The 20,536-nt window shown below is 74.5% G+C and carries 22 protein-coding genes; 10 read left to right on the forward strand and 12 right to left on the reverse strand.

The window, feature by feature from the left end:
• Positions 1 to 348: 348 nt before the first annotated feature.
• Positions 349 to 2,229 (reverse strand): CocE/NonD family hydrolase C-terminal non-catalytic domain-containing protein, encoded by a 1,881-nt coding sequence (locus tag ACIGHB_RS20385; protein WP_399914809.1) that lies wholly within the window; start codon positions 2,227 to 2,229, stop codon positions 349 to 351.
• Between the two features lie 275 nt (positions 2,230 to 2,504).
• Positions 2,505 to 3,641, reverse strand: a complete 1,137-nt coding sequence (locus ACIGHB_RS20390; RefSeq protein WP_399914811.1) for a PP2C family protein-serine/threonine phosphatase — start codon at positions 3,639 to 3,641, stop codon at positions 2,505 to 2,507.
• 446 nt (positions 3,642 to 4,087) lie between these two features.
• Between ACIGHB_RS20390 and ACIGHB_RS20395 the strand changes: the two genes are divergently transcribed.
• The 3 genes from ACIGHB_RS20395 (at position 4,088) to ACIGHB_RS20405 (ending at position 6,589) form a co-directional block, all read left to right on the forward strand.
• Positions 4,088 to 4,672 carry a TMEM165/GDT1 family protein gene (locus ACIGHB_RS20395; RefSeq protein WP_399914812.1) on the forward strand — a complete coding sequence of 195 codons (585 nt, stop codon included), beginning with the start codon at positions 4,088 to 4,090 and terminating at the stop codon, positions 4,670 to 4,672.
• A 247-nt stretch (positions 4,673 to 4,919) separates the two neighbouring features.
• On the forward strand, positions 4,920 to 6,215 hold the full coding sequence (locus ACIGHB_RS20400) for a M20 family metallopeptidase (protein WP_399914814.1): 1,296 nt from the start codon (positions 4,920 to 4,922) through the stop codon (positions 6,213 to 6,215).
• A gap of 53 nt (positions 6,216 to 6,268) precedes the next feature.
• Positions 6,269 to 6,589, forward strand: a complete 321-nt coding sequence (locus ACIGHB_RS20405; protein ID WP_360317538.1) for a cupin — start codon at positions 6,269 to 6,271, stop codon at positions 6,587 to 6,589.
• 61 nt (positions 6,590 to 6,650) lie between these two features.
• Here ACIGHB_RS20405 and ACIGHB_RS20410 read toward each other — a convergent pair whose 3' ends face one another.
• Entirely contained in the window at positions 6,651 to 7,166 is a 516-nt protein-coding gene (locus ACIGHB_RS20410) for a tetratricopeptide repeat protein (protein WP_399914816.1), read from the reverse strand.
• A gap of 140 nt (positions 7,167 to 7,306) precedes the next feature.
• On the opposite strand from ACIGHB_RS20410, the gene ACIGHB_RS20415 reads away from it, so the two are divergent.
• Positions 7,307 to 8,707 (forward strand): threonine/serine exporter family protein, encoded by a 1,401-nt coding sequence (locus ACIGHB_RS20415; RefSeq protein WP_399914818.1) that lies wholly within the window; start codon positions 7,307 to 7,309, stop codon positions 8,705 to 8,707.
• A gap of 82 nt (positions 8,708 to 8,789) precedes the next feature.
• Here the strand turns inward: ACIGHB_RS20415 and ACIGHB_RS20420 are convergent, their stop codons facing one another.
• The gene (locus tag ACIGHB_RS20420; protein WP_360317544.1) at positions 8,790 to 9,275 is read right to left on the reverse strand and encodes an SRPBCC family protein; all 486 of its coding nucleotides are present in this window, start codon (positions 9,273 to 9,275) and stop codon (positions 8,790 to 8,792) included.
• A 190-nt stretch (positions 9,276 to 9,465) separates the two neighbouring features.
• Here ACIGHB_RS20420 and ACIGHB_RS20425 point away from each other — a divergent pair, with 190 nt between their 5' ends.
• Positions 9,466 to 10,065, forward strand: a complete 600-nt coding sequence (locus ACIGHB_RS20425) for a PadR family transcriptional regulator (protein WP_360317547.1) — start codon at positions 9,466 to 9,468, stop codon at positions 10,063 to 10,065.
• 151 nt (positions 10,066 to 10,216) lie between these two features.
• Positions 10,217 to 10,675 carry a peroxiredoxin gene (locus tag ACIGHB_RS20430; RefSeq protein ID WP_399914820.1) on the forward strand — a complete coding sequence of 153 codons (459 nt, stop codon included), beginning with the start codon at positions 10,217 to 10,219 and terminating at the stop codon, positions 10,673 to 10,675.
• A gap of 15 nt (positions 10,676 to 10,690) precedes the next feature.
• Here the strand turns inward: ACIGHB_RS20430 and ACIGHB_RS20435 are convergent, their stop codons facing one another.
• Together ACIGHB_RS20435 and ACIGHB_RS20440 are read right to left on the reverse strand one after the other, a co-directional pair.
• Complete coding sequence (locus tag ACIGHB_RS20435) at positions 10,691 to 11,095, reverse strand: SHOCT domain-containing protein (protein WP_399914822.1); 405 nt, start codon at positions 11,093 to 11,095, stop codon at positions 10,691 to 10,693.
• A gap of 4 nt (positions 11,096 to 11,099) precedes the next feature.
• Complete coding sequence (locus tag ACIGHB_RS20440) at positions 11,100 to 11,537, reverse strand: DUF6325 family protein (RefSeq protein ID WP_360317556.1); 438 nt, start codon at positions 11,535 to 11,537, stop codon at positions 11,100 to 11,102.
• Between the two features lie 186 nt (positions 11,538 to 11,723).
• On the opposite strand from ACIGHB_RS20440, the gene ACIGHB_RS20445 reads away from it, so the two are divergent.
• The 4 genes from ACIGHB_RS20445 (at position 11,724) to ACIGHB_RS20460 (ending at position 14,799) form a co-directional block, all read left to right on the forward strand.
• Positions 11,724 to 12,131 carry an SHOCT domain-containing protein gene (locus ACIGHB_RS20445; protein ID WP_360317559.1) on the forward strand — a complete coding sequence of 136 codons (408 nt, stop codon included), beginning with the start codon at positions 11,724 to 11,726 and terminating at the stop codon, positions 12,129 to 12,131.
• 80 nt (positions 12,132 to 12,211) lie between these two features.
• Positions 12,212 to 12,655, forward strand: a complete 444-nt coding sequence (locus ACIGHB_RS20450; RefSeq protein ID WP_360317561.1) for an Rrf2 family transcriptional regulator — start codon at positions 12,212 to 12,214, stop codon at positions 12,653 to 12,655.
• 72 nt (positions 12,656 to 12,727) lie between these two features.
• Positions 12,728 to 13,915: a globin domain-containing protein gene (locus ACIGHB_RS20455; protein WP_399914825.1), complete on the forward strand. Its 1,188-nt coding sequence runs from the start codon at positions 12,728 to 12,730 to the stop codon at positions 13,913 to 13,915.
• Positions 13,916 to 14,034: 119 nt separating this feature from the next.
• Positions 14,035 to 14,799, forward strand: a complete 765-nt coding sequence (locus ACIGHB_RS20460) for a rod shape-determining protein MreC (protein WP_360317567.1) — start codon at positions 14,035 to 14,037, stop codon at positions 14,797 to 14,799.
• Positions 14,800 to 14,837: 38 nt separating this feature from the next.
• Here the strand turns inward: ACIGHB_RS20460 and ACIGHB_RS20465 are convergent, their stop codons facing one another.
• The 6 genes from ACIGHB_RS20465 to ACIGHB_RS20490 form a co-directional block, all read right to left on the reverse strand.
• A complete protein-coding gene (locus ACIGHB_RS20465; protein ID WP_360317569.1) occupies positions 14,838 to 15,209 on the reverse strand; it encodes a peptidase inhibitor family I36 protein in 372 nt (123 codons plus the stop codon).
• On the reverse strand, positions 15,206 to 15,922 hold the full coding sequence (locus ACIGHB_RS20470) for a hypothetical protein (RefSeq protein ID WP_399914828.1): 717 nt from the start codon (positions 15,920 to 15,922) through the stop codon (positions 15,206 to 15,208). Before ACIGHB_RS20470 ends, ACIGHB_RS20465 begins: the two co-directional genes overlap by 4 nt.
• A 416-nt stretch (positions 15,923 to 16,338) precedes the next feature.
• Positions 16,339 to 17,124, reverse strand: a complete 786-nt coding sequence (locus ACIGHB_RS20475) for a polysaccharide deacetylase family protein (protein ID WP_360317575.1) — start codon at positions 17,122 to 17,124, stop codon at positions 16,339 to 16,341.
• Positions 17,125 to 17,361: 237 nt separating this feature from the next.
• Complete coding sequence (locus ACIGHB_RS20480; protein WP_399914831.1) at positions 17,362 to 17,736, reverse strand: hypothetical protein; 375 nt, start codon at positions 17,734 to 17,736, stop codon at positions 17,362 to 17,364.
• Positions 17,737 to 17,812: 76 nt separating this feature from the next.
• Positions 17,813 to 19,360: an ATP-dependent DNA ligase gene (locus ACIGHB_RS20485; protein ID WP_399914833.1), complete on the reverse strand. Its 1,548-nt coding sequence runs from the start codon at positions 19,358 to 19,360 to the stop codon at positions 17,813 to 17,815.
• 71 nt (positions 19,361 to 19,431) lie between these two features.
• On the reverse strand, positions 19,432 to 20,502 hold the full coding sequence (locus ACIGHB_RS20490; RefSeq protein WP_399914835.1) for a DUF6397 family protein: 1,071 nt from the start codon (positions 20,500 to 20,502) through the stop codon (positions 19,432 to 19,434).
• Positions 20,503 to 20,536: the final 34 nt, after the last annotated feature.

A 20,536-nucleotide genomic window follows, 5' to 3' on the forward strand; every position in this document is an offset into this window, starting at 1 on the left:
CCGCCCGGTCGGCGCCGGCAGCGTGAAGGGCTTCGTGGGAACCGCGGCACCCACCACACCGGCGGGCGCCACCCGGCGCGGCAAGTCACCGCCCGACAAGGCATCGACCGACAAGGCACCGGTCAGTAAGGCCGCGGCGGCACCGGCCGGTAAGGCCGTGGCGGCACCGGCCGGTAAGGCCGTGGCGGCACCGGCCGGTAAGGCCGTGGCGGTGCCGGCCGGTAAGGCGAGGGCGCAGGCGAGGACGGCGGCAGCGGCCGCCCTGGTGAGTCGCTTCATGCGGATCACGCTAGAAGGACTCCCCCGGGCGCCGCGTCGTCCGCGAGGCGTACCCCGGGCGGAGGAGGTTCAGCCGAGGGGCAGCTCCAGGTAGGAGGCGGCCCCGGGCGGCGAGCCGACCTCCGTCTGCGTCCAGGTGACGGAGGCGTCCCCGTACAGCGGGTCCTTGCTGTCGATGACGAGCATCAGCCGGTGGCCGGCGGGGATGTCGTACGCGGCGGCCTGGAGCGACCAGGCGACGGTGGTGTCCTGATCGGCGGTCAGGTCGTACGCGTTCAGCGGCTCGTGGGTGATGATCCGCGCCGTGCCGTCCTCGGCCACGTCGAAGAGGTGGGCGATGAGGCAGGCCGAGGTGACGGTGGAGCGGACGGTGAGGCGGAGCCGGGGGACGCCGCGGACGCGCCGGCCGACGGGTCCCCCGTCGGCGGCGGCGAGGGGTTCGGTGGTCCAGGCGAGGGCGTGCCTCCGGTCGATCTTGTGCGTGTCGTAGAGCCTGGGGTCACCCTTCCACTCGGCCTGGCCGGTGCGCAGCGGTTCGCCCATCGCGGTGGCCTCGGTGTCGACGCCGGCGAGGAAGGTGCGGCGCCAGCCGGTGGTCTCCGCGTCCCCGTCCGCCGGGACGAGCAGGCCGTCCGTGCCGCCGGCGCCGTCCCCGGTGAGGCCGAGGAGTTCGCGGCCGACGGTGACGTCCTGCCAGGTGGGGCGGGACTCGCGGACGGCGGGTTCGACGATGCGGCGCGCCCCGGTGGGCCGGCCCGTGACGGGGTCGAGGGCGGGCTCGGTGACGTACGTGAACATCACCTGGCCGCAGACCTCGTCCCACTCCTCCACGCCGTTGCGTTCGCCCTTGAGGTGGTGGTCGAGCCAGGCGTACGCCTCGTCGAGGACCGGGTCGGGGGCGCCGAGGGAGGCGCCGAGGAGGCCCGCGCCCTCGGGGGCCGCGTGGTCGCCGATCCAGAGGTTGAGGCGCTTGGGGACGCGGAGCCGGTCGAAGGTGTCCACCGCTTGGTTGACGGCGAAGAGGCTCTCGTGCCAGGTGTTCGAGTAGAAGGTGGGGGTGCCGTGGTCGTCCGTGAGGTCGGTGTACGTGCGCGGCGAGCGGCGCTCGCCCCAGCTGACGACGGCGTCGAGGTTGCGGTCGTGCAGGAAGTCGTCCAGGATCCGGCGGTTCGCCTCGTCGAACTTCTCCTCCACGGGCCCGCCGGTGAAGTCGATGAGCGCCCTCACCGCGGCGAGATGGCGGGTCTTGTTGTCGTACAGCGCGGCGGCGAGGTCGCCCCAGGTGCTGAGGGCCACGACGGCGGCGACGCGCTCGTCGTGGGCGGCGACGAGCTGGCTGATGCCGGAGCCGTAGGACGCGCCGAGGAAGCCGATGACGGCGGGGGCGAAGCGCTCGACGGCGAAGTCGATGACGGTCGAGCCGTCTGCCACGTCGTGGGGGCCGGCGACGTCGACGTACCCCTCGGAGGTGGTGGGGAGGCCGGGGATGCCGAGGCCGCGCGGGGTGTAGGCGAGGACGTGGTAGCCGCGGAGGGCGAGGGCGAGGTAGGCGCCGGGGAAGAGGCCCCAGCCGAAGGGGGTCCAGCCGGAGGGGACGACGACGAGCGGGTGCGGGCCGGGGCCGAGCTGCCGCAGGCCGAAGGCGGAGAGGCGGTGGCCGTCGGTGGTCTCGACGCGGTGGTAGCCGGGCACGGCGAGGCCGCGCACCCGGGCGACGCGCTCGGCGAGCGCGGCGGGGAGCGTGCCGTGCGGGAGGGGCTGTTCGGCGAGGAGGGCGGTGACGACGGACTGGCCGAACCGGACGGCTTCGGGGTGGACCGTGCAGCCGGAGGCCCAGAGGCCGTCGGCCGCGACGGCCTCCGCGTCGGCCTCGGTGAGGGTGGTCCTGAGCCCGGGGAATCCCGGGAACTCCTCGGACGAGCCGTCGGTGGTGGGGTTGGGCTGGGGCACGTGCACCCGTTCCTCTCGACTGGACTGTGACCGTCCGCCGTGCGGACGCACGCAAGCCTCACGTATCGGGAAGTGAGCGGCCAGAGCGCACGAAGGGCGCACGCATCACGCAACGGGGCGGGAACGACCCAGGCCGCCGCGAACTCGACGTTTGGGAGCGGACGGAGTCGTTCCGGCAGTCGTCGGCGCGGGTTCCCGGGCGGACGGGAGCCGTCAGCGCGGAATCCCGGGCGGACGGCAGCCGTCAGCGCGGGTGGCCGGACGGACGGCAGCCGTCAGCGCGCGTGCCCGGGCGGCGCCGTACCGTCGGTGCGGGCGATGAGCAGGGCGGCGACGTCGTCGTCCAGGCCGCCGGTGCCGTAGGCGGCGAGGTCCCGGTGGAGCAGTTCGGGGACCCGCTCGGAGGCGGCGTCCGCCCACTGCCGGGCGCGCTCCTCCAGCGGGTAGAACACGCCGTCGCGGTCGCGGGTCTCGCTGACGCCGTCGGTGTAGAGCAGCAGCCGGTCGCCCGGTCCGAAGGGAAACTCCTCCACGTGGTGGCGGGATTCGGCGAGCCCGGCGAGGTTGAGCGGCAGCGAGGGTTCGGCGACGTCCACGACGGTGACGGTGGCGCCGCGCTGGAGCAGCGGCGGCGGATGCCCGCAGCTGAGGAGCCGGCCGGTGTCGCCGTCCTCCGGGATCTCGACGAGGACGACGGTGGCGAAGCGCTCCGCCGCGTCGGACTCGGGGTCCCACGCCACGTAGCGGGCGAGGCCCTCGTCGAGCCGGTCGGCGAGCGCGCCGAGGTCGGGGGCGTCGTACGCGGTCGAACGGAACGCGCCGAGGAGGACGGAGGCGGTCTCGACGGCTCCGAGGCCCTTGCCCTGGACGTCGCCGAGCATGATCCGCACGGCTCCGGGGATCCGCACGGCCTCGTAGAAGTCGCCGCCGATGCGCGCCTTGGCCGCGGCGGCCACGTACAGCAGGTGGAGTTCGACGGGGCCGAGGCGGAGCGGGAGCGGGCGGAGCACGACCCTCTGGACGACGTCGGCGACGGCCGTGACCTCGGCGAGGTCCCGCTCGTAGCGGGTGCGGACCGCGCTGACCCAGGCGGCGACGGCGGTGATGGAGAGGATGAGGCCCTCGCTGGCGAGGAGTTCGTCCACCGCCGCCCCGCCCCGGCTCACCGCGAGCACCGCCCGCAGGGCCATGGCGAGCAGGCCCATGCCGACGGTGCCCCACACGCTCCAGGTGGCGGCGGCGAGAGCGGGGACGGTGAAGAGGAGGCGGTCGACGCGTTCGGCGTCGGGGGTGACGAGGTCCGCCACGACGACCACGATCATGACGAGGACGGGCAGGGCGCGGCCGAGGTTGAACTGGGCCCTCGACGTGGTGGCGGGTCTGGGCCGGGGCCGGGGACCAGCTGCGTGCATTTCATGATCGTACGCAGAACCGGCGGCGCGACCGGGGCGCGGCGGGCTGGCGTGTCCCGCCGCGGGCTCGGGGAGCGGCCCGGGACTGACCCTGAGGTGGAGGGTGAGACCTGGGCCGCCCGAACGACCGGATCGACACTTTCCGCACATGTTCGCCCATATCTAGGTAGCAAAGGGACGGAACCGAGCTCCGAGCGATCCGTCCGTTACACTTGCGGGCAGCGAAGGGGAGTAGCCCTGCGAACCGGTCGTCGACACACTGGAACCCCCGGGTTCCCGGTGACCGGGTCCGCGTGTGAACGCGGACGGGCGAGACCTTCGGCCAGGCATCACCGCGTCCACACCTCCGTGGGCGTGGTTCGTCATGCCGGGCCGAGTGGTCCTCCCGTCGCCCGCCGAGGTGCCGTGCGGGGCCGCGTGGCCCGGACCGAGCAGAGAGCGCCGGTATGCACCTCGACCCCTTGGCGATCGTCACCGCCTTCGGGCTGATCTTCCTCGCCGAGCTTCCCGACAAGACGATGTTCGCGTCGCTCGCCATGGGCACGCGCATGCGTCCCCTGTACGTGTGGTTCGGAACCTCCGCCGCCTTCGCGGTGCACGTCGCCCTCGCCGTCGGCGCCGGCAGCCTCCTCGGGCTGCTCCCCGGCTGGACCGTCAAACTCGTCTCCGCGCTGATGTTCGGCTTCGGCGCCTTCATCCTGCTGCGCGGCGGGGGCGACGACGACGAGGAGGACACCGGCGGCAAGACCGTCACCGGCTTCTGGCCGGTGTTCTCCACGGCGTTCATGGCCGTCTTCATCAGCGAGTGGGGCGACCTGACGCAGATCACCACCGCCAACCTCGCCGCCACCAACGGCACCGCGTCGACCGCGATCGGCTCCTTCATCGCCCTCACCTCGGTCTCCGCGCTGGCCCTCGTCGCCGGCCGGTTCATCGCCAAGCGCGTCCCGCTCAAGACCGTCCAGCGCGTCGGCGGCGTCTGCATGGCGGGCCTCGCGATCTGGTCCCTCGTCGAGGTCTTCACCGGCTGACCGCGTCCCGCCACGCCCGCCTCCGGGGCCGTGCCCGCACACCGCGGGCGCGGCCCCGGAGCCGTACGCACCGCACCGGCCTTCCGTTCCGCGGCCCCGGCGGCGAGCCTGGCCGTGGGGACGCGGGCCATGGGGCAGCGTCGGAGCCGCGGACACCGAAACCGAAGCGGATACCCAGACCGAAGCTGACACCCGAACCGAAGCGGACACCCAGACCGAGGCGGACGCCAAAACCGAAGGGGAGCCCATGCGTCACGATCCCGTCCACACCGAGCTCGACCGGCTGGCCGAGAGGACCGCCGCGCGGGTCGTCTCCTGGCGGCGCCACCTCCACCGGCACCCGGAACTCTCCAACCGGGAGGAGGGGACGGCCAGGCTCGTCGCCGGCCATCTGCGTGACCTGGGGCTCGACGAGGTCCGCACCGGCATCGCCGGGCACGGGGTCGTCGGCGTGCTCCGGGGGACCGCCCCCGGAGGCGGCGGACGGGTGGCGGCGCTGCGCGCGGACACGGACGCGCTGCCGGTGAAGGACCTGTGCGGGGCGGAGTTCGCCTCCACGGTGGTGGACACGGAGTATCCGGGCGGGCCGTTCCCGGTGTCGCACGCCTGCGGGCACGACTGTCACACGGCGATGCTGATGGGGGCGGCGACGGTCCTCGCCGGGGTGCGCGACCGGCTGCCGGGGACCGTCCTGTTCGTCTTCCAGCCGGCGGAGGAGGGGCCGCCGGTGACCGAGACCGGCGGCGCGCTCGCCATGGTCGAGGCGGGCGCGTTCGCCGACCCGGTGCCGACGATGGCCTTCGGCATGCACGTGACGCCGTACCCGAAGGGGTACGTGGGGTACCGGGTGGGCAACCAGTACGGCGCCTCGGTCCTGGTCCGGATCACGATCAGCGGCACGCAGGTGCACGGTTCCACGCCGTGGCAGGGCGTCGACCCGATGCCCGCGGCCGGGGCGGTGCTCACCGGGATCGGGCAGCTGTACCGGCAGGTGTCGGCCTTCGACCCGGTGACCGTCACCATCGGACACGTCGAGGACGTCGGCCGGTTCAACATCATCGGCGAGACGGTGACGCTCTGGGGCACCGTCCGCTGCGCCGTGGAGTCCGACATGGCGGACGTGCGGGAACGGCTCCGGCGGCTGGCCGAGCACTCCGCGGCGGCGTACGGGGCCACGGCCGGGGTGGAGTACCTCCAGCCGGTGCCGCCGGTGCACAACAGCGGGCCGTGGGTGGCCGCCGGGCTGCCGACCCTCCGGCGGGTGGTGGGCGAGGAGCGGGTCACCGAGACCGGGGCGACCCTCGGCTACGACGACGTCTCCGAGCTCGTCTCGCGCTTCGGCGGCCTGTACGTGATGCTCGGGGTCCAGGACGCGACGCTCGGCCCCGGCGGCCTGCCCGTGCCGGAGGAGGGCGGCCGCGGTCTCGTCACCAACCACCATCCGCGCTTCTACGCCGACGACGACACCCTCGTCACCGGGGTCCGGCTCCACGCGCACGTCGCGTACGACCACCTCACGGGGGCGCTCCTGCCGGCCGGGTGAGCCGCGCCCGCGGCCCGAGTTGCGCGCGCGGACGCAGCCGGGAGGCTGGGGGTATGAACCTGGACCTCACGGCCCTCGCCGACGAGCACCTGGCCGCCGCCCGCACCGCCCCGCACGGCCGCAGCGCCCGCCTGGTGCTGCACGACGGGGTGCTGCGGCAGACCGTGATCGCGCTGACCGCCGGCACGGCCCTGGACGAGCACAACGCTCCCCCGGCGGCGAGCCTCCAGGTGCTCACCGGCCGGGTGAAGCTGACCACGCACGGCTGGGCGGACGAACTGACCGCGGGCGCGCTGCGGGAGATCCCCAAGGAGCGCCACGGCCTGACGGCGGTCGAGGACTCCGCGGTGCTGCTCACCGCGGTCAACGACTGAGCCCGACCGGCAGCCGCCACCAGCGACGACCCGCCCGACGACGCACCCGACGGCGCGCCCGTCATCCGATCGCGTCGAGGTCCCCCGCGTAGTGTTCGATGGCCGTGCGGTACGCGCGTACGGACGGGTCGTCGCTGGTGGCGGCGAGGAGGGCCAGGAGCAGCCGGACGGAGTCGTGGTGGCGGCCGGTGTTGTACAGGGCCATCGCGAGGAAGGCGCGCAGGGCGCCGTCCTCCGGGAACTCCGCCGCCGCCGGTTCGAGCACCCTGACGGCGTCCTCGTACCGGCCGAGGGTGCGATAGGTGCTGCCGAGGCCGAGGAGGGCGCCGCGCCGGTCGTCGGCGGTGAGGCCGGTGCCGGCGAGCGCGGTCTCGTAGTACGGCACGGCGTCGGTCTCCAGGCCGAGGACGTCGTGCGCCCAGGCGGTCTGGTAGGCGACCTCGGCGTCTCCGGGGAGGCGCGCGGCGAGGGAGACCAGCCGCTCGCGGGCCTCCTCCCGGCGGCCCGCGCCGCGGAGGGCGACGGCCTCCTTCAGCAGACGGTCGCGCTCGCCGGGGGTGGGGGCGGTGTCGTTCATCCGGTCATGATGGCAGCGGTGGGGGCGTACCGGCGGGGCAGGGGCGGGGTCTGACGTTCCGTCGTCCGCGTCCGGCTCGCCCACGCACCCCCTGTTAACGTTCATGGATGCGGCTTTTATCCCGATTCCCCCGAGGCGATGTGCGTGGTCTCGTACGGCGGGCGGCCGCGCTGCGGCCCCGGCGGCGCGCCGGCACGGTCACGCTGCCGGAGGACGAGACCGCGGGCCGGGAACGGCTCCGGGATCTCGCCGCGCTCCTCTGCGAACTCGGCTCCGACCTGCTGCGGGCCGCAGAGCGCAGCTCCGAGGTCGAGCGGACGCTGCACGACGTCGCCGCCCGCTACGGCACCAGGGCCCGCTGTTTCGTCGTCCCCACCGGGCTCTTCGTCCGCGTCGGCGGCGGCCCCGACGGTCGCGGCGGGGAGCTCGACTTCGCCCCCGTCGAGGGGCCCGACCTGCGGCTCGACCAGGTGGAGGCGCTCCAGGCGCTGGTCACCCGGATGCTGAGGGAGGAGGTGCCGTTCGACGAGGTGCGGCGGGCGCTGCGGCGGAACCGCGAGCGGCCGGAGCGCTTCAGCCCGTCGGCCACCGTCTTCGGCTACGTGCTGCTGACCGTCGGGCTCGGCACCATGCGGCACGCGACCCTGCCCGCGATCGCCGGGTACGCGGTGCTGGGCGCCGGCGTCGGTCTCCTGCGCCTCTTCGGCGACCGGCTGCCCTCGGCCCGTACCGCCCTGCCGGTGGTCACCGCCGTCCTGGTCACGGCCGCCTCGCTGCGATGGGCCGGCCCGCTGCTGCACGAGAACCCCGCCGTCCTGTACATCCCGCCGCTCATCGCCTTCCTGCCCGGTGCCGCGCTCACCCTCGGCGCGATCGAACTCGCCACCGGGGCCGCGCTGTCCGGGCTCTCCCGGCTGGCCGGCGCGGTGAGCGTCCTGCTGCTGCTCTCGCTCGGCATCCTGGTCGGCTCCGAGCTGCTGCGGCCCCGTCCTTCCGGCGGCGGGGCGGCGGAACCGCTCGGCGCGTGGGCGCCGTGGGTGGGCGTGCTGCTGCTCGGCTTCGGCTTCCTGCTGTACTTCTCCGCGCCGCCACGGGTGACCGGCTGGCTGCTGGGCGCGCTCCTCGTCGAACGGCTGGTGCAGTCGACCGCCGCCGAGCTGGCCGGGGCGGCCTTCGGCGCCTTCGCCGCCGGGGCGGTCCTGCCGCCGATGGCGACGTGGATCGAGAAACGCTCCCGCACCCCCGACCAGGTGGTCTTCCTGCCCTGCTTCTGGCTGCTCGTCCCGGGCGCGATCGGGCTCACCAGCGTCTCGGAGATCATCGTGGAGAAGGACACCGACGGCGGTCTGAACAGCCTGGTCGGGACGGTGATCACGGTGGCCGCGATCGCCCTCGGCGTGCTCGTGGGCGCCGGTCTCCAGCGCCGGCCCCGGCTCCTGCTCGGCGAACCCGCGCCGAGCACCCCCGCCCCCGCCCCGGAGAACTCCCGCGCCGATTCCGAGGACGGCGCCGGGGCACCGCCCCCGGGAGCCGGGAGCTGAGCCGTCCTCAGAGGACGGGCCGCAGCGGGCTGCCGGGCGGTGGGCGTGGCGGAGGAGAGGTCGGGGAGACGACTCGAATGGGTCAGCGTGGCGGTTCCGGAAGCTCCTCGCCCGTCTCCAGGAGCGACTTCAGGCTGGAGACGATCGCGGGCCAGCCCTCTCCGATGAGTCCGCGCATGATGCCGTCCGGCTCCAGGCCGCCGTGGGTGACGGTCAGCCGGACCATGTCCCCGGAGGGTTCGACCGTGAAGGCGACCGTGGACCGGCGCTCGCGGGAGAGGAGCCCGTACACCTCGTCGTCCAGGCCGACGGCCTTCGCCCATTCGGGGGTGAAGGTGTGCCAGGTGTACGCGAGCCGGCGGCCCGGTACGGCCTCCACGACGACCTGCTCGGGGTCGGCGGTCCTGCGGTCGCCCTCGTCCCAGACCATCGGCGCGCCGGGGGTCCACTCCGACTCGAAGGCCACGCCCCAGTAGCGCCGGGTCAGTTCCGGCTCCGTCAGCGCCTTCCAGAGGTCGTCCGGGGTGGTCCTGATGTAGCTGGTGTAGACGTACGCGTCGGTGTCCATGGCGCTGCTCGTTCCTCCGGCTCCCCGGTCGTCTCCCCCGCGGTGTCCTGGTGATCCAGCGTAGGCAGGCCCCGCGCGGGCTGCCAGGCAAGAGGGCGCGGACCACGGCTTCCGCGGCCCCGGACGGCGGGTTCCGCGGTCGTTGAATAGGTGCGGAGGAAACTATTCAACGGACTGCTAGCGTGTCCGGATGTCCCTCAAGCACGCCGTCCTCGCAGCTCTCCTGGAGGGCGAGGCGTCCGGATACGACCTCGCCAAGATCTTCGACGTGTCCGTCGCCAATTTCTGGGCCGCCACCCCCCAGCAGCTCTATCGCGAGCTCGACCGCCTCTCCGAGGCCGGGCTCATCACCGCGCGCGTCGTCGAGCAGGAACGGCGCCCGAACAAGCGGATGTTCAGCCTCACGCCGGAGGGACACCGGGACCTCGACTCCTTCACCTCCGTCGCGCCGCGCCCGCTGGCGGTGCGCGACGAGCTCATGGTGCAGGTGCAGGCGTGCGACGGCGGTGACACCGAGGCCGTGCGGGGCTTCGTGGCCCGGCGGATGGACGTCTCGCGGGAGAAGCTGGCGCGGTACGACCGGCTGCGGGAGTGGCTGCTCGGCGGGCGGGACGAGGAGACGTACCTGCGCGAGTCGGAGCGCGTGGGGCCGTATCTGACGCTGATGCGGGGCCGCTTGCTGGAGGAGGAGAACCTCCGGTGGAGCGAGCGGGTCCTCGCGGTCCTGGACGCGCGGATCGCCGCCGGCCGGGGCGGCGGCGGGGTGACGCCGGCTCCTACCCTGCGGTAGAACTCTCGGGTAGCCCGCCGGGGAGGCCGGGGGCAGGGCGGACGCCGGGAGACCGGCCCGTCCTAGGGAAGGGCGGACGCCGGGAGACCGGGCCGCTCTGCGGAAGGGCGGACGCCGGGGAGACCGGGCCGCCCGGCGAAGGGGCGGACCCATGAACGTCGGTGACCTCGTCGAGGACTTCACGCTTCCGGACGAGACGGGCACCCCGCGCTCCCTCTCCGGGCTGCTCGCCGAGGGGCCGGTCGTGCTCTTCTTCTACCCGGCGGCGATGACGCCCGGCTGCACCGCCGAGGCGTGCCACTTCCGCGACCTGGCCGCCGAGTTCCGCGCGGCGGGCGCGCTGCCCGTGGGGGTCAGCGGGGACGTCGTGGAGAAGCAGCGGGAGTTCACCGAGCGGCACTCGCTCGGCTATCCGCTGCTCTCCGACCCCGAGGGCGCCGTCCGCGAGCGCTTCGGGGTGCGGCGCGGCTTCTCGCTCGCCCCGACGAAGCGGGTCACGTTCGTGATCGGTCAGGACCGGCGGGTCCTGGAGGTGGTCAGCAGCGAGCTGCGGATGAGCGCCCACGCGGACCGGGCGCTCGCCGCGCTCGCGGCGCTGCGCGCGTCCTGAGGCGCGGGGCCCGGATCAGACGCCGAGCAGCTTGGCCTTCGCCGCGGCGAACTCCTCGGGGCTGAGCAGCCCTCGCTCGGCCAGTTCGCCCAGCCGGGTCAGCTGTTCCGTGAGACCGCCCGGGTCCTGGCCGCCGGGCTGTGGTGCCGGCGCGGCCTGCGGGGGCGGGGGCGTCGCGGCGGGCGGCACCGGGGACTGGTACGGCTGGGCCTGCTGGGGCTGTTGCGCCTGCTGGGGCTGTTGCGCCTGCTGGGCCTGGAGGTCGGCGATGGCCGCCTCCTGGTCCTGCTCGCGGCGGGAGGCCCGGGCGGCGCTGCGGCCCGCGGCATAGGCGGCTCCGCCGACGAGAGCGCCGCGCAGCAAGGGGGCTCCCGCGGGCCGGATCACCGGGCGGGCGAGGGGGCGTCGTCGCATGAACATCCGGTCAGCTCCTTCCGGCGGCCGCGGCGACCGCCTCGCGGTAGGCGGCGCGCGCCTCCTCCACATGGTCGTCGGGGATGCGGACGCTGGCGGCGATGCGGCCGCCGGCCTCGTGGATCGCCTCCAGCGCCCGCGTGGCCCAGATGTGCTCGACGAGGAGCATCAGCGCGCAGGAGCCCGGCTCCATCGACTGGGCCACCTCGGCCGCGTCCTCGGGGCCGAGGAGGTTCGCCTCGGGGCCGATCTCCGCCGTGGCCTCGTCGTACTCGTCGTACTCGACGAGTTCGGAGGTGGAGACCTCCCCGCTCGCCGCCTTGACCACCACGAGCGAGTCGATCAGCCGGACCTGGCCCTCCTTGCGGAGTCCGGCGACGGCGGCGACGGCCGCCACTTTCAACCGCTCCCCCGGAAAGGCGAGCACGACACATTCCACCGGTCCCATGGCACTCCGCTCCTCGTCGTCCCCGCGGACCGCCGTCCGCGCACGGGAGTTCCCATCCGAACACGGGGGCGGGCGGCTCGCACGCGGAGCCCGGACGGACCGCCACGACATGCGGGGGCGGGGCGGACGGGTGAGACTCGCTCCAACGCGCGGCCTCCCGGCCGCGAGGGAACGGAGTGCGCAGGAATGGACGACTACCCCCTCCTGAACGTCTTCTGGACGATGCTGTGGTTCTTCCTCTGGATCATGTGGCTCTTCCTGCTCTTCAAGGTCATCACGGACATCTTCCGGGACCACGATCTGAGCGGCTGGGGCAAGGCGGGCTGGCTGATCTTCTGCATCCTGCTGCCCTACCTCGGCGTGCTGGTCTATGTGATCGCCCGCGGCAAGAGCATGAACCAGCGTGACATCAAGCAGGCGAAGGACGCCGAGGCCCGCTTCCAGGAGTACATCCGGCAGACGGCGGGCACACAGGCCGCGGCGACCGGGACCCCGAGCTCCACGGACGAGCTGGCGCGGCTCGCCGACCTGAAGGCGAAGGGCGCGATCTCCGAGGAGGAGTTCCAGCAGGCGAAGGCCAAGGTCCTCGCCTGACCCGCCCCTCCCCACGGCCGAGCATCCCGGACCCGCACCCTTAATGCGAGTCCGGGATGCGCCTTTGATACGGTCGATTCGTGAGGCTGACCAAGTTCACCGACCTGGCCCTGCGCGCCGTGATGCGCCTGGCCGTCACCGACGACGAGGAGCCCGTCACCACACGCGCGGTGGCGGAGGAGATGGCCGTGCCGCACGCCCACATGGCGAAGGTGGTCACCCGGCTCCAGCACCTCGGCGTGGTGGAGGCCCGGCGCGGGCGCGGGGGCGGACTCGCGCTCACCGAGTTCGGCCGGCGCTCCTCGGTGGGCTGGCTGACCAGGACGCTGGAGGGCGAGGAGGAAGTCGTCGGCTGCGAGGCCGACCCGCCGTGTCCGCTGCGGGCGGCCTGCCGGCTGCGGGGCGCGCTGCGGGAGGCGCAGGACGCCTTCTACCGCACACTCGACCCGCTGACGGTCGCCGATCTCGTACGGTCGCCGACCGGCCCCGTGCTGCTCTCCCTCACCACCCGACCCCCGGCGTGAGCCCGTCAGGCGCCACTCCGGGCTCCACTCCGGCTTTAAATGCGTAGATCATCTACCAGATTGAGAGTTCCGATGCTGTCCGAGCAGGCCGTCCCCGTCGTCCGCGCCACACTGCCCGCCGTCGGCGGAGCCCTCGACGAGATCACCGAGCGCTTCTACGGGCGCCTCTTCGCCGCCCACCCCGAGCTGCTGCGCGACCTGTTCAACCGGGGCAACCAGGCCAACGGCGACCAGCGCAAGGCGCTCGCCGGCTCCATAGCCGCCTTCGCCGTCGCCCTCCTGGAGCACCCCGACACCCGCCCCGACGCTCTGCTCTCCCGCATCGCGCACAAGCACGCCTCGCTCGGTGTCACCGCCGACCAGTACAAGATCGTGCACGAGCACCTCTTCGCCGCGATCGTCGAGGTGCTCGGCGAGGCGGTCACGCCCGAGGTCGCCCGGGCGTGGGACGAGGTCTACTGGCTGATGGCGAACGCGCTCATCGCCCTGGAGAGCCGCCTCTACCAGGAGGCGGGCGTCGAGGACGGCCGGGTCTGGCGGACGGTGCGGATCTCCGAGCGCCGCGAGGAGACCGCCGACGTCGTCTCCCTCACGCTCACGGACCCGGACGGCTCGCCGCTTCCCCCCTTCCTGCCCGGCCAGTACGTGAGCGTGCGCGTCGCCCTGCCGGACGGCGCCCACCAGATCCGCCAGTACAGCCTCTCCCGCGCACCCGGCCGCCCCGCGTGGCGGATCACGGTGAAGCGCGTCGACGGCGACCCGGCGGGCGAGGTCTCCCACCGGCTCCACGCCCACGCCTCCGCCGGCGACCTCCTGGAGGTCTCCGCGCCCTTCGGCGACCTGGTGCTGCCCGAGGGCGACGGCCCGCTGCTGCTCGCCTCCGCCGGGATCGGCAGCACCCCGATGCTCGCCATGCTCGACCACCTGGCCGCCACCGGCGCCGGACGTCCCGTCGTCGTGGTGCACGCCGACCGCTCCCCCGACGCGCACGCCCACGCCGAGGAACTGCGCGCGCTCGTCGGGCGGCTCCCCGAGGGCAGCCTGCACCTCTGGTACGAGGAGCCGGGCGCGTCCGGCGCCCGCGCCGGCCGTGCCGACGTGACCGCGCTGGAGCTCCCGGCCGGCACGAGCGCGTACCTCTGCGGCCCGCTCCCCTTCCTGCGGGCGGTCCGCGGCGACCTCGTCGCCTCCGGCGTCGCCCCCGCCGACGTCCACTACGAGGTCTTCGGCCCGGACCTCTGGCTGGGCGCCCCGGCCTGAGCCCAGCCTGCATGATCCTTCGATCCCCAAGCGCCATGGCGTTCCCGCCGAGGATCCTGCATAGTGTGGGCGCGGATCGGCCTCGTAATCAGTGGGCCGACGGGGAATGGACGGAAGCGATGGGATCGTACGGAGCGGGTGGGACGCACCTGGACGCGCGGCGGCCGGTGCGGGGGATCGCCCTCGACATCGGCAGCTCACGCACGCGGGCCTGGGCCCCGGGGGCGGGCGTCTTCGCCGACGTGCCGAGCGCGGCGGTCCGGCGCGGCGGGGTGCCGGACACCTCCTCCCAGCTGTCGCTCCTCAAGCGGCTGACCGCCTCCGCCCCGGGCGGCGGGAGCCACGACACCGTCGTGATGCTGACCCATCCGGTGCTCGCCGCCCCGGCCGAACGCGAGGCGGCCCGCCAGGTGGTCGCCGGGCTCGGGGCGATCCGGGTGATCGCCGTCGACAGCGCCCGCGCCGCCGCGGCGTACGCGGCCCCGCCCGGCGGCGGTCCGCTGCTCGTGGTGGACCTCGGCGCCCGGCTGACCGAGGTCACGCTCGTCGTCGACGGTCAGGTGCAGGACGCCCGGCTCGCGGAGCTCGGCGTGGACGACCTGCCCCCGCACGGCGGGGTGCCGGACGCGGTGGCCGGCACCGCCGCCGACATGGTGAGCGACATGTGGCGCGCCGACGGCACCGGCGCGGTCCGCGGGGCGCTGCGCCGCGGGGTGCTGGTGACCGGCGGCGGCGCGCTCCGGCTCGACGTGACCGCCCGGCTGGCGCAGGTGCTGCGGGGCCGGGTGCGGCTGGCCAACGATCCGGCGACCAGCGTCGTGCGGGGCGCCGGTCTGATGCTGGCCTCGGCCCTGCGGCACCCGGGAGCCCGGCGCACCCCGTGACCGGGGCACGCCGGGGCCTGGGCACGCCGGGGCCGGGTTCAGCAGCCGGTGGCCCAGATGTGGGAGTCGCCGCGGTCGTTGGCCGCGCCGTTGTACCCCACCTCCTGTCCCGGAGCGAGGCAGATGGTCATGCTGCCGCCCTGCCAGGCGTTCTCGTAGACGCGGACGTGGTCCTTGATGCCGGGGCCGGAGATGCCGTGGTTGGCCCACGAGGAGTCGGTGTCGGAGATCCAGCTCTCCCACCAGCCGTCGTCGCCGCTCCAGTTGGCGCGCTGTCCGCCGAAGTTGGAGTCCTGCCAGACGCAGAAGTGGCCGGAGGGGCATTCGGCGGCGGTGGCGGAACCGGCGACGGCGAGGCCGGTGGTGAGGGCGAGCAGGGCGGCGGCCGTGGTGGCCAGGATGCGCTTCACGAGGGGGCGTTGCCTTTCCGTGGTGGGGTGGGCGCGGGCAGCTGGACCGCCCGCAGCAGCGCGCGGTCGCGCAACTGCCGGTACGTGGTGAGCTCGTCGTGGTGCAGGGCTCGCACCTCGGTCAGCTCGGCGCGCTCCAGTCGGGCGCGGATCTCGGCGAGGCCCGACTCCCGCGCGCAGCGGGCGGCGTCCTCGGGGTCGGGCCGGGCGGGCCGGGGCCGGCCGGCCGGTGCGACGCAGGCGGTCCAGCGGTCGAGGGCGGCCCGGTGGGCGGGGGCGTCCCGGTAGCGCGCCTGGGCCTCGACGCGGAGGTTGTCGACGACGACCTGTGCCCGGAACCAGCGGTGCTGGTCGCCGTAGAGGCGGTCCCGGGCGACGGCGAGGCAGCCGTCGCTGTGGGCGGTGACGGTGGCCCCGGTGGCGAGCGTCACGGAGAGTTCACGGGGCCCGGTGCCGAAGAGCGCGGCCCGGAGCACCCGGTCCTCGGCGGGCGCGCGCGGCGCGGCGGCGACGAGGAGGCCGCGCCCGGCGAGGCAGTCGTCGGCGAACCGTCGCTCCGCCGCCTTGAGGAGTGCGTCCTGCTCCGTGCGGGCGGTCGGCACGACGGGCCGTTCGGGCAGGTCGGGGCGGACCGATGTGCAGCCGGTGAGCAGGGCCAGCGCGGCGGCGGCCGGCACGGCGCGGCGGGCGAGCGGCGTGATGGCGAGCGGCATGGGTCCCCCTTCGCGCGGTGGCGCGGTGTCCGGTCGAGGGGCCGGAGGATGATCGTCGGCCGGCCCGAACGATCACTGCCCGTGACGACGGAGAGCATGCCTGCGCTCACTCGATCGGGTCGAACGCGCCGTCGCGCGCGCCCCCGGGGCGCCGTGCGCGCCGCCCCGGACATGGCGAGGCCCGGGAGATGGTCAGGCCCGGACATGGTGAGGCCCCGGCTGGACGGGGGGTTCCAACCGGGGCTGCTCACCGTGACGGGCGAAGGGCGGTCCACTCCGGGGGGGGAACCTGGGGACCGGGCCCCTTCGCCGTCACATGAGGGAGAACGCCGCACCTTTTCCGAATGTTCCGGGCGCTACGGGGCGAAGGGTGTGAGTCGGCTCACCCGGTCACGGGACGGGCACCGCGGCGGTCGTCAGTCCTTCTCGGGCCGGTACACGGCGCCGGCGCGGGCCGTACCGGGCGCGAGGAGTTCGGGGACGGTCACGAAGGTGTAGCCGCGGTTCCGCAGCTCGTCGATGATCTCGGGGACGGCGGGGACGGTGCCGTCGTATATGTCGTGGAGCAGGATGATGCCGTCGCGGTGCGCCTGGGTGAGGACACGCTCGCGTATCAGCCCCGAGTCGGTGGTGGAGTAGTCCTTCGCGGTGATGCTCCAGAGGACCTGCGCGAGACCCAGTTCCCGGCTGACGTCGCCGACGGTGGAGTCGGTGCGGCCCTGGGGCGGGCGCATCAGGACGGGCTTGCGGCCGGTGATCTTCTCGATGGCGTCCTGGGTGCGCGACAGCTCCTCGCGGACCTCGGCCTCGTCGAGGTCGGTGAGGATCCGGTGCGACCAGGTGTGGTTGGCGACCTCGTGGCCCTCGTCCGCGATGCGCCGGACGACCTTCGGATAGCGGTCGACGTGCTTGCGCCCGAGGAGGAAGAAGGTGGCGGGGATCCGCTTCTCCTTGAGGATGTCGAGGAGGCGGGGGGTGTCCTTGCCCGGCCCGGCGTCGAAGGTGAGCGCGATGCACTTCACCTCGGCGCAGTCGACCCGGCGGGTCCCGGTGCCCGCCTTGCCGTCGTCGCCCGACTCGGCCCGCGCCGCCTGAGGCGTCACGGTGTCCATGGAGCAGCCGCCCAGCGTGAGCATGAGCGTGGCGGCGGCGAGCAGGGCGGCGGTCCTCCCACCGCGACGGCCCGGCCTGGATCGGAACATGGTGGTACCCGCTTTCCCCGGTTTCGTGTGTGCGTCATGGCCACGCGTCCGCCTGGTCAGGACGGATGGCCGCATGGCCGCCGTGAACTCTACACACGGTGTATACCGAGGTCGGAAGGGGGGTCTCCCCTTCCGCGCGAGCCCGCCCGCCCCCGTCTCCGGGCACGACTCAGCCCCGGGCGGGGCCCGTCCGCTCCGCCCGGGGTGTCCGGTGACGCCCGCTCCGGCGCTGCGCGATCAGCGGGAGGCGAGGAGCAGTCGCGCCTCGGTCTCCTGGTCGCCCGAGACCGACTGGCGGGACTCGACGTCGAAGCCGGCGGCGAGCACCTTCTCGACCTCCGAGACAGCGTGGTAGCCGCCGGTCAGCAGGGCGACGACCTTGCCGGTGAGCCGAGGGGGACGCACCTCCTCACGCGGCCCGCCGGAGGTGTCGAAGGTGGCCATCCACACGGTGGTGACCGGTCCCGCGCCCGCGGGGCCCGGGGGCTCGACGTCCTCCAGCAGGTAGTAGTGGTCGAGGATCTCGAACACGGCCCGTGCGTCCTCCTGGCGGCAGTCGCTCAGCTGGACGGTGACGTCGGTGTCGATGTGCAAGTCGTACACGTCGCTCATCTCCTCGCGGCAGGCTTGCCACCCTTCCAGCATCCCCCTCGTCCCCCGCCACGTCGACGGCTCCCGCCGGCCGGTGTCAGCCCGCGGCGAGGAGCGAGTCGACGGTGTCGGCCTCGGCCGCCGGCTTGTCGGGGCGGTGGCGGAGAACCCGGGCGAAACGCAGGGTGATGCCGGCCGGATAGCGGGTGGAACGCTGGAGGCCGTCATAGGCGATCTCCACGACCAGTTCGGGGCGGACCTTCACGGTGAAGCCGTCGTCCTCGACCGCCAGCTCCGTCAGACGGTCGGTCTGCCAGCGCAGCATGTGGTCGGTCAGCCCCTTGAACGTCTTTCCGAGCATGACGAAGCCGCCGTCCTCGGTGCGGGCGCCGAGGTGCAGGTTGGAGAGGTATCCGGTGCGGCGGCCATGGCCCCGTTCGGCGGCGAGGACGACGAGGTCGACGGTGTGCACGGGCTTCACCTTGAGCCAGGTGCGCCCCCGCCGGCCCGCCACATAGGGCCCGTCGAGCGCCTTGACGAGGACGCCTTCATGCCCCCTGGCCAGGGTGTCGGTGAAGAACCGCTCGGCCGCCTCCCGCTGCGCCGGGTCGTCGGGGGCGGTGACCTCTACGCGGCGCACCCGGCGCTCCGCGGGCAGCAGCCGCGCGAGGACCGCGTTGCGCGCGCGGCCCGGCCGGTCGACGAGGGGCTCGCCGTCCGCGGCGAGGACGTCGAAGAAGACCGGGGTCAGCGGCAGCGCGGCACTGGCTCCGGGGACGTCCGCGCGGGAGCCGACGCGGCCGGCGATGGACTGGAAGGCGGCCGGGCGGCCGGTGCCTGGATCGAGGGCGATCAGCTCGCCGTCCAGGATGAACGACTCCGACGGCACCTCTCGGGCGACGGCCACGACCTCCGGCAGGCGGGCGGTGATGTCGTCGAGCGAGCGGGTGTGGACCCGTACCTCCGCCCCGTCGCGGTGCACCTGGATCCTGATGCCGTCCAGCTTCTCCTCCACGGCGCACGGCCCCAGCGCCGCCAGCGCCTCGACGACCGACCCGGCCGTGTGCGCGAGCATCGGCTGCACGGGCCTTCCGACCCGCAGGGTGAACCGGTCGAGGGCGGCGCGTCCGTCCGCGAGGACCGCCTGCGCCACCGGGGGCAGCGAGCCCTCCAGCATCACGGCCCGCCGCAGTTCCCCGGCCGGCACCTCGGCTGCCTTCGCGACGCCCTCCAGCGCGATGGCGTCGAGCGCCCCCTGCCGCACCTCGCCGGAGAGCAGGCGTACCAGCAGCTCCTGCTCCTCGACGGTCGCCGCCGCGAACAACTCCCGGACCCGGCGCGCCCGTTCCGCCTGGGATCCGGGCCCGGCGACGGCAGCCAGTGCCTCCATCGCCGCGTCCACCTCGGCCAGCGTCAGCGCCGGCTCGGGCGCCGGGGGCACGGCCGGCGGCACGACCTCCTTGAGCGTGCTCCAGCCGACTCCGATGCGGCCCTGCGGGAGCCGGCCCGAGAGATAGGCGATGACCAGGGGGCTCTCCTCGGGCGTGGCCTCGGCGAACAGCCCGGCGAGCAGGGCTGTCTTCCGCGACCTCGCCGGGGCGGCGGCGACCTGCCGGGAGACCTCCGCGACTCGGGCCAGCAACATGCCCCCATCGTCACCGGGCGTCCCCGTCGCCGCACCCGCAGCCGCAGCCGCAGCCGCAGCCGTGAGCCGATTCAGCCCCAGTCCCTCCGCTCACCCCAGCCGGACCCGGCCGTCGAGCCCGGGAGCGAACGCCGGATCCGTGCCAGCAGCCCCGGCCGCCGGGTCCGCGCCACCGCCCGTCCCGGCGGGCGCCCCGCCCCGCCGGGCGACCGCTGCGCCCCGCCACGCGGCCGTTCCGTCGTGGGCCGGGCGCCGTCTCCCGGGTGCGGCGCCTGACAGGCGGCGCGGGCCTCGTCCAGGGCGAGGGCGAGGCTCACCCGATGCCACAGGATCTCGTCCGGGTCGTCGGCGCGGACGAGCCGGTCGGCGATCTCGCGGGAGGCTCCGGAGACCGGGAAGCCCGGCGGCGGGGGCGGGCGCAGCCGGTCGAGGTGGTTGCGCTCGTAGGGGTCGTCGACGACCTCCGCGAGCTGCACCGGGTCGAGCAGCGAGGCGATCGCCGCCGCCCGGGCCCATGGGTCGTCGGTGCCGCGCAGCAGCAGGCCCAGATGGCGGGTGCGCCAGTTCCTGGCCCGCAGGTCCTCGACCGCCGCCCGCGCGCGCACCTCTGCCGGCAGCCGGCCGGAGAGGAGGGCGGGGTGGTCCTCGCCGAAGGCGGTGACCTCGGCCGCCACGTACAGCCAGATCACCGCCCGGTAGCGGTTGAGGTAGAAGCGGACCGGGCTCAGGTGGCCCGTGCGGGCCAGCCGGGTGAACCGCTCGTGGGTGATGGAGAGGAGACCGGCGGCCTCCCCCGCGCCGACGGTCCTGACCCGTGCGCGGAGGCCGTCGGGGAAGTCCGGCGCGGCCTTGAGCCGGTCGAGCTCGGCCCGCTCGACCGGGCGCCACTCGCGGGCCCGGACCCTTCCGCTCCCCCGGTCCCGAGCCGGTGCTCCCAGCTCCGGCTCCGGGACCGGGGCCGGGGCCGGCGCCTGGACCGGGACCGTCCTGATCAGCCCCATCCGCACGGCGAGCCGGAACTCCTCGCGCCCCAGCTCCAGTTCCTGCGCGGCCCGGGCGGGCGTCACCGTCCGCCCCGTCGCGTCCGCCGGCCGCCGCCCGCCCTCCGTCGTCCCGTCCACCGTCGTCCCGTCCACCGTCATGGCGTCCGCCACCTTCCCCCGCTGGTTCGCCCGG

Source organism: Streptomyces sp. NPDC085460, from assembly GCF_044541975.1.
Classification (GTDB): Bacteria; Actinomycetota; Actinomycetes; order Streptomycetales; family Streptomycetaceae; genus Streptomyces.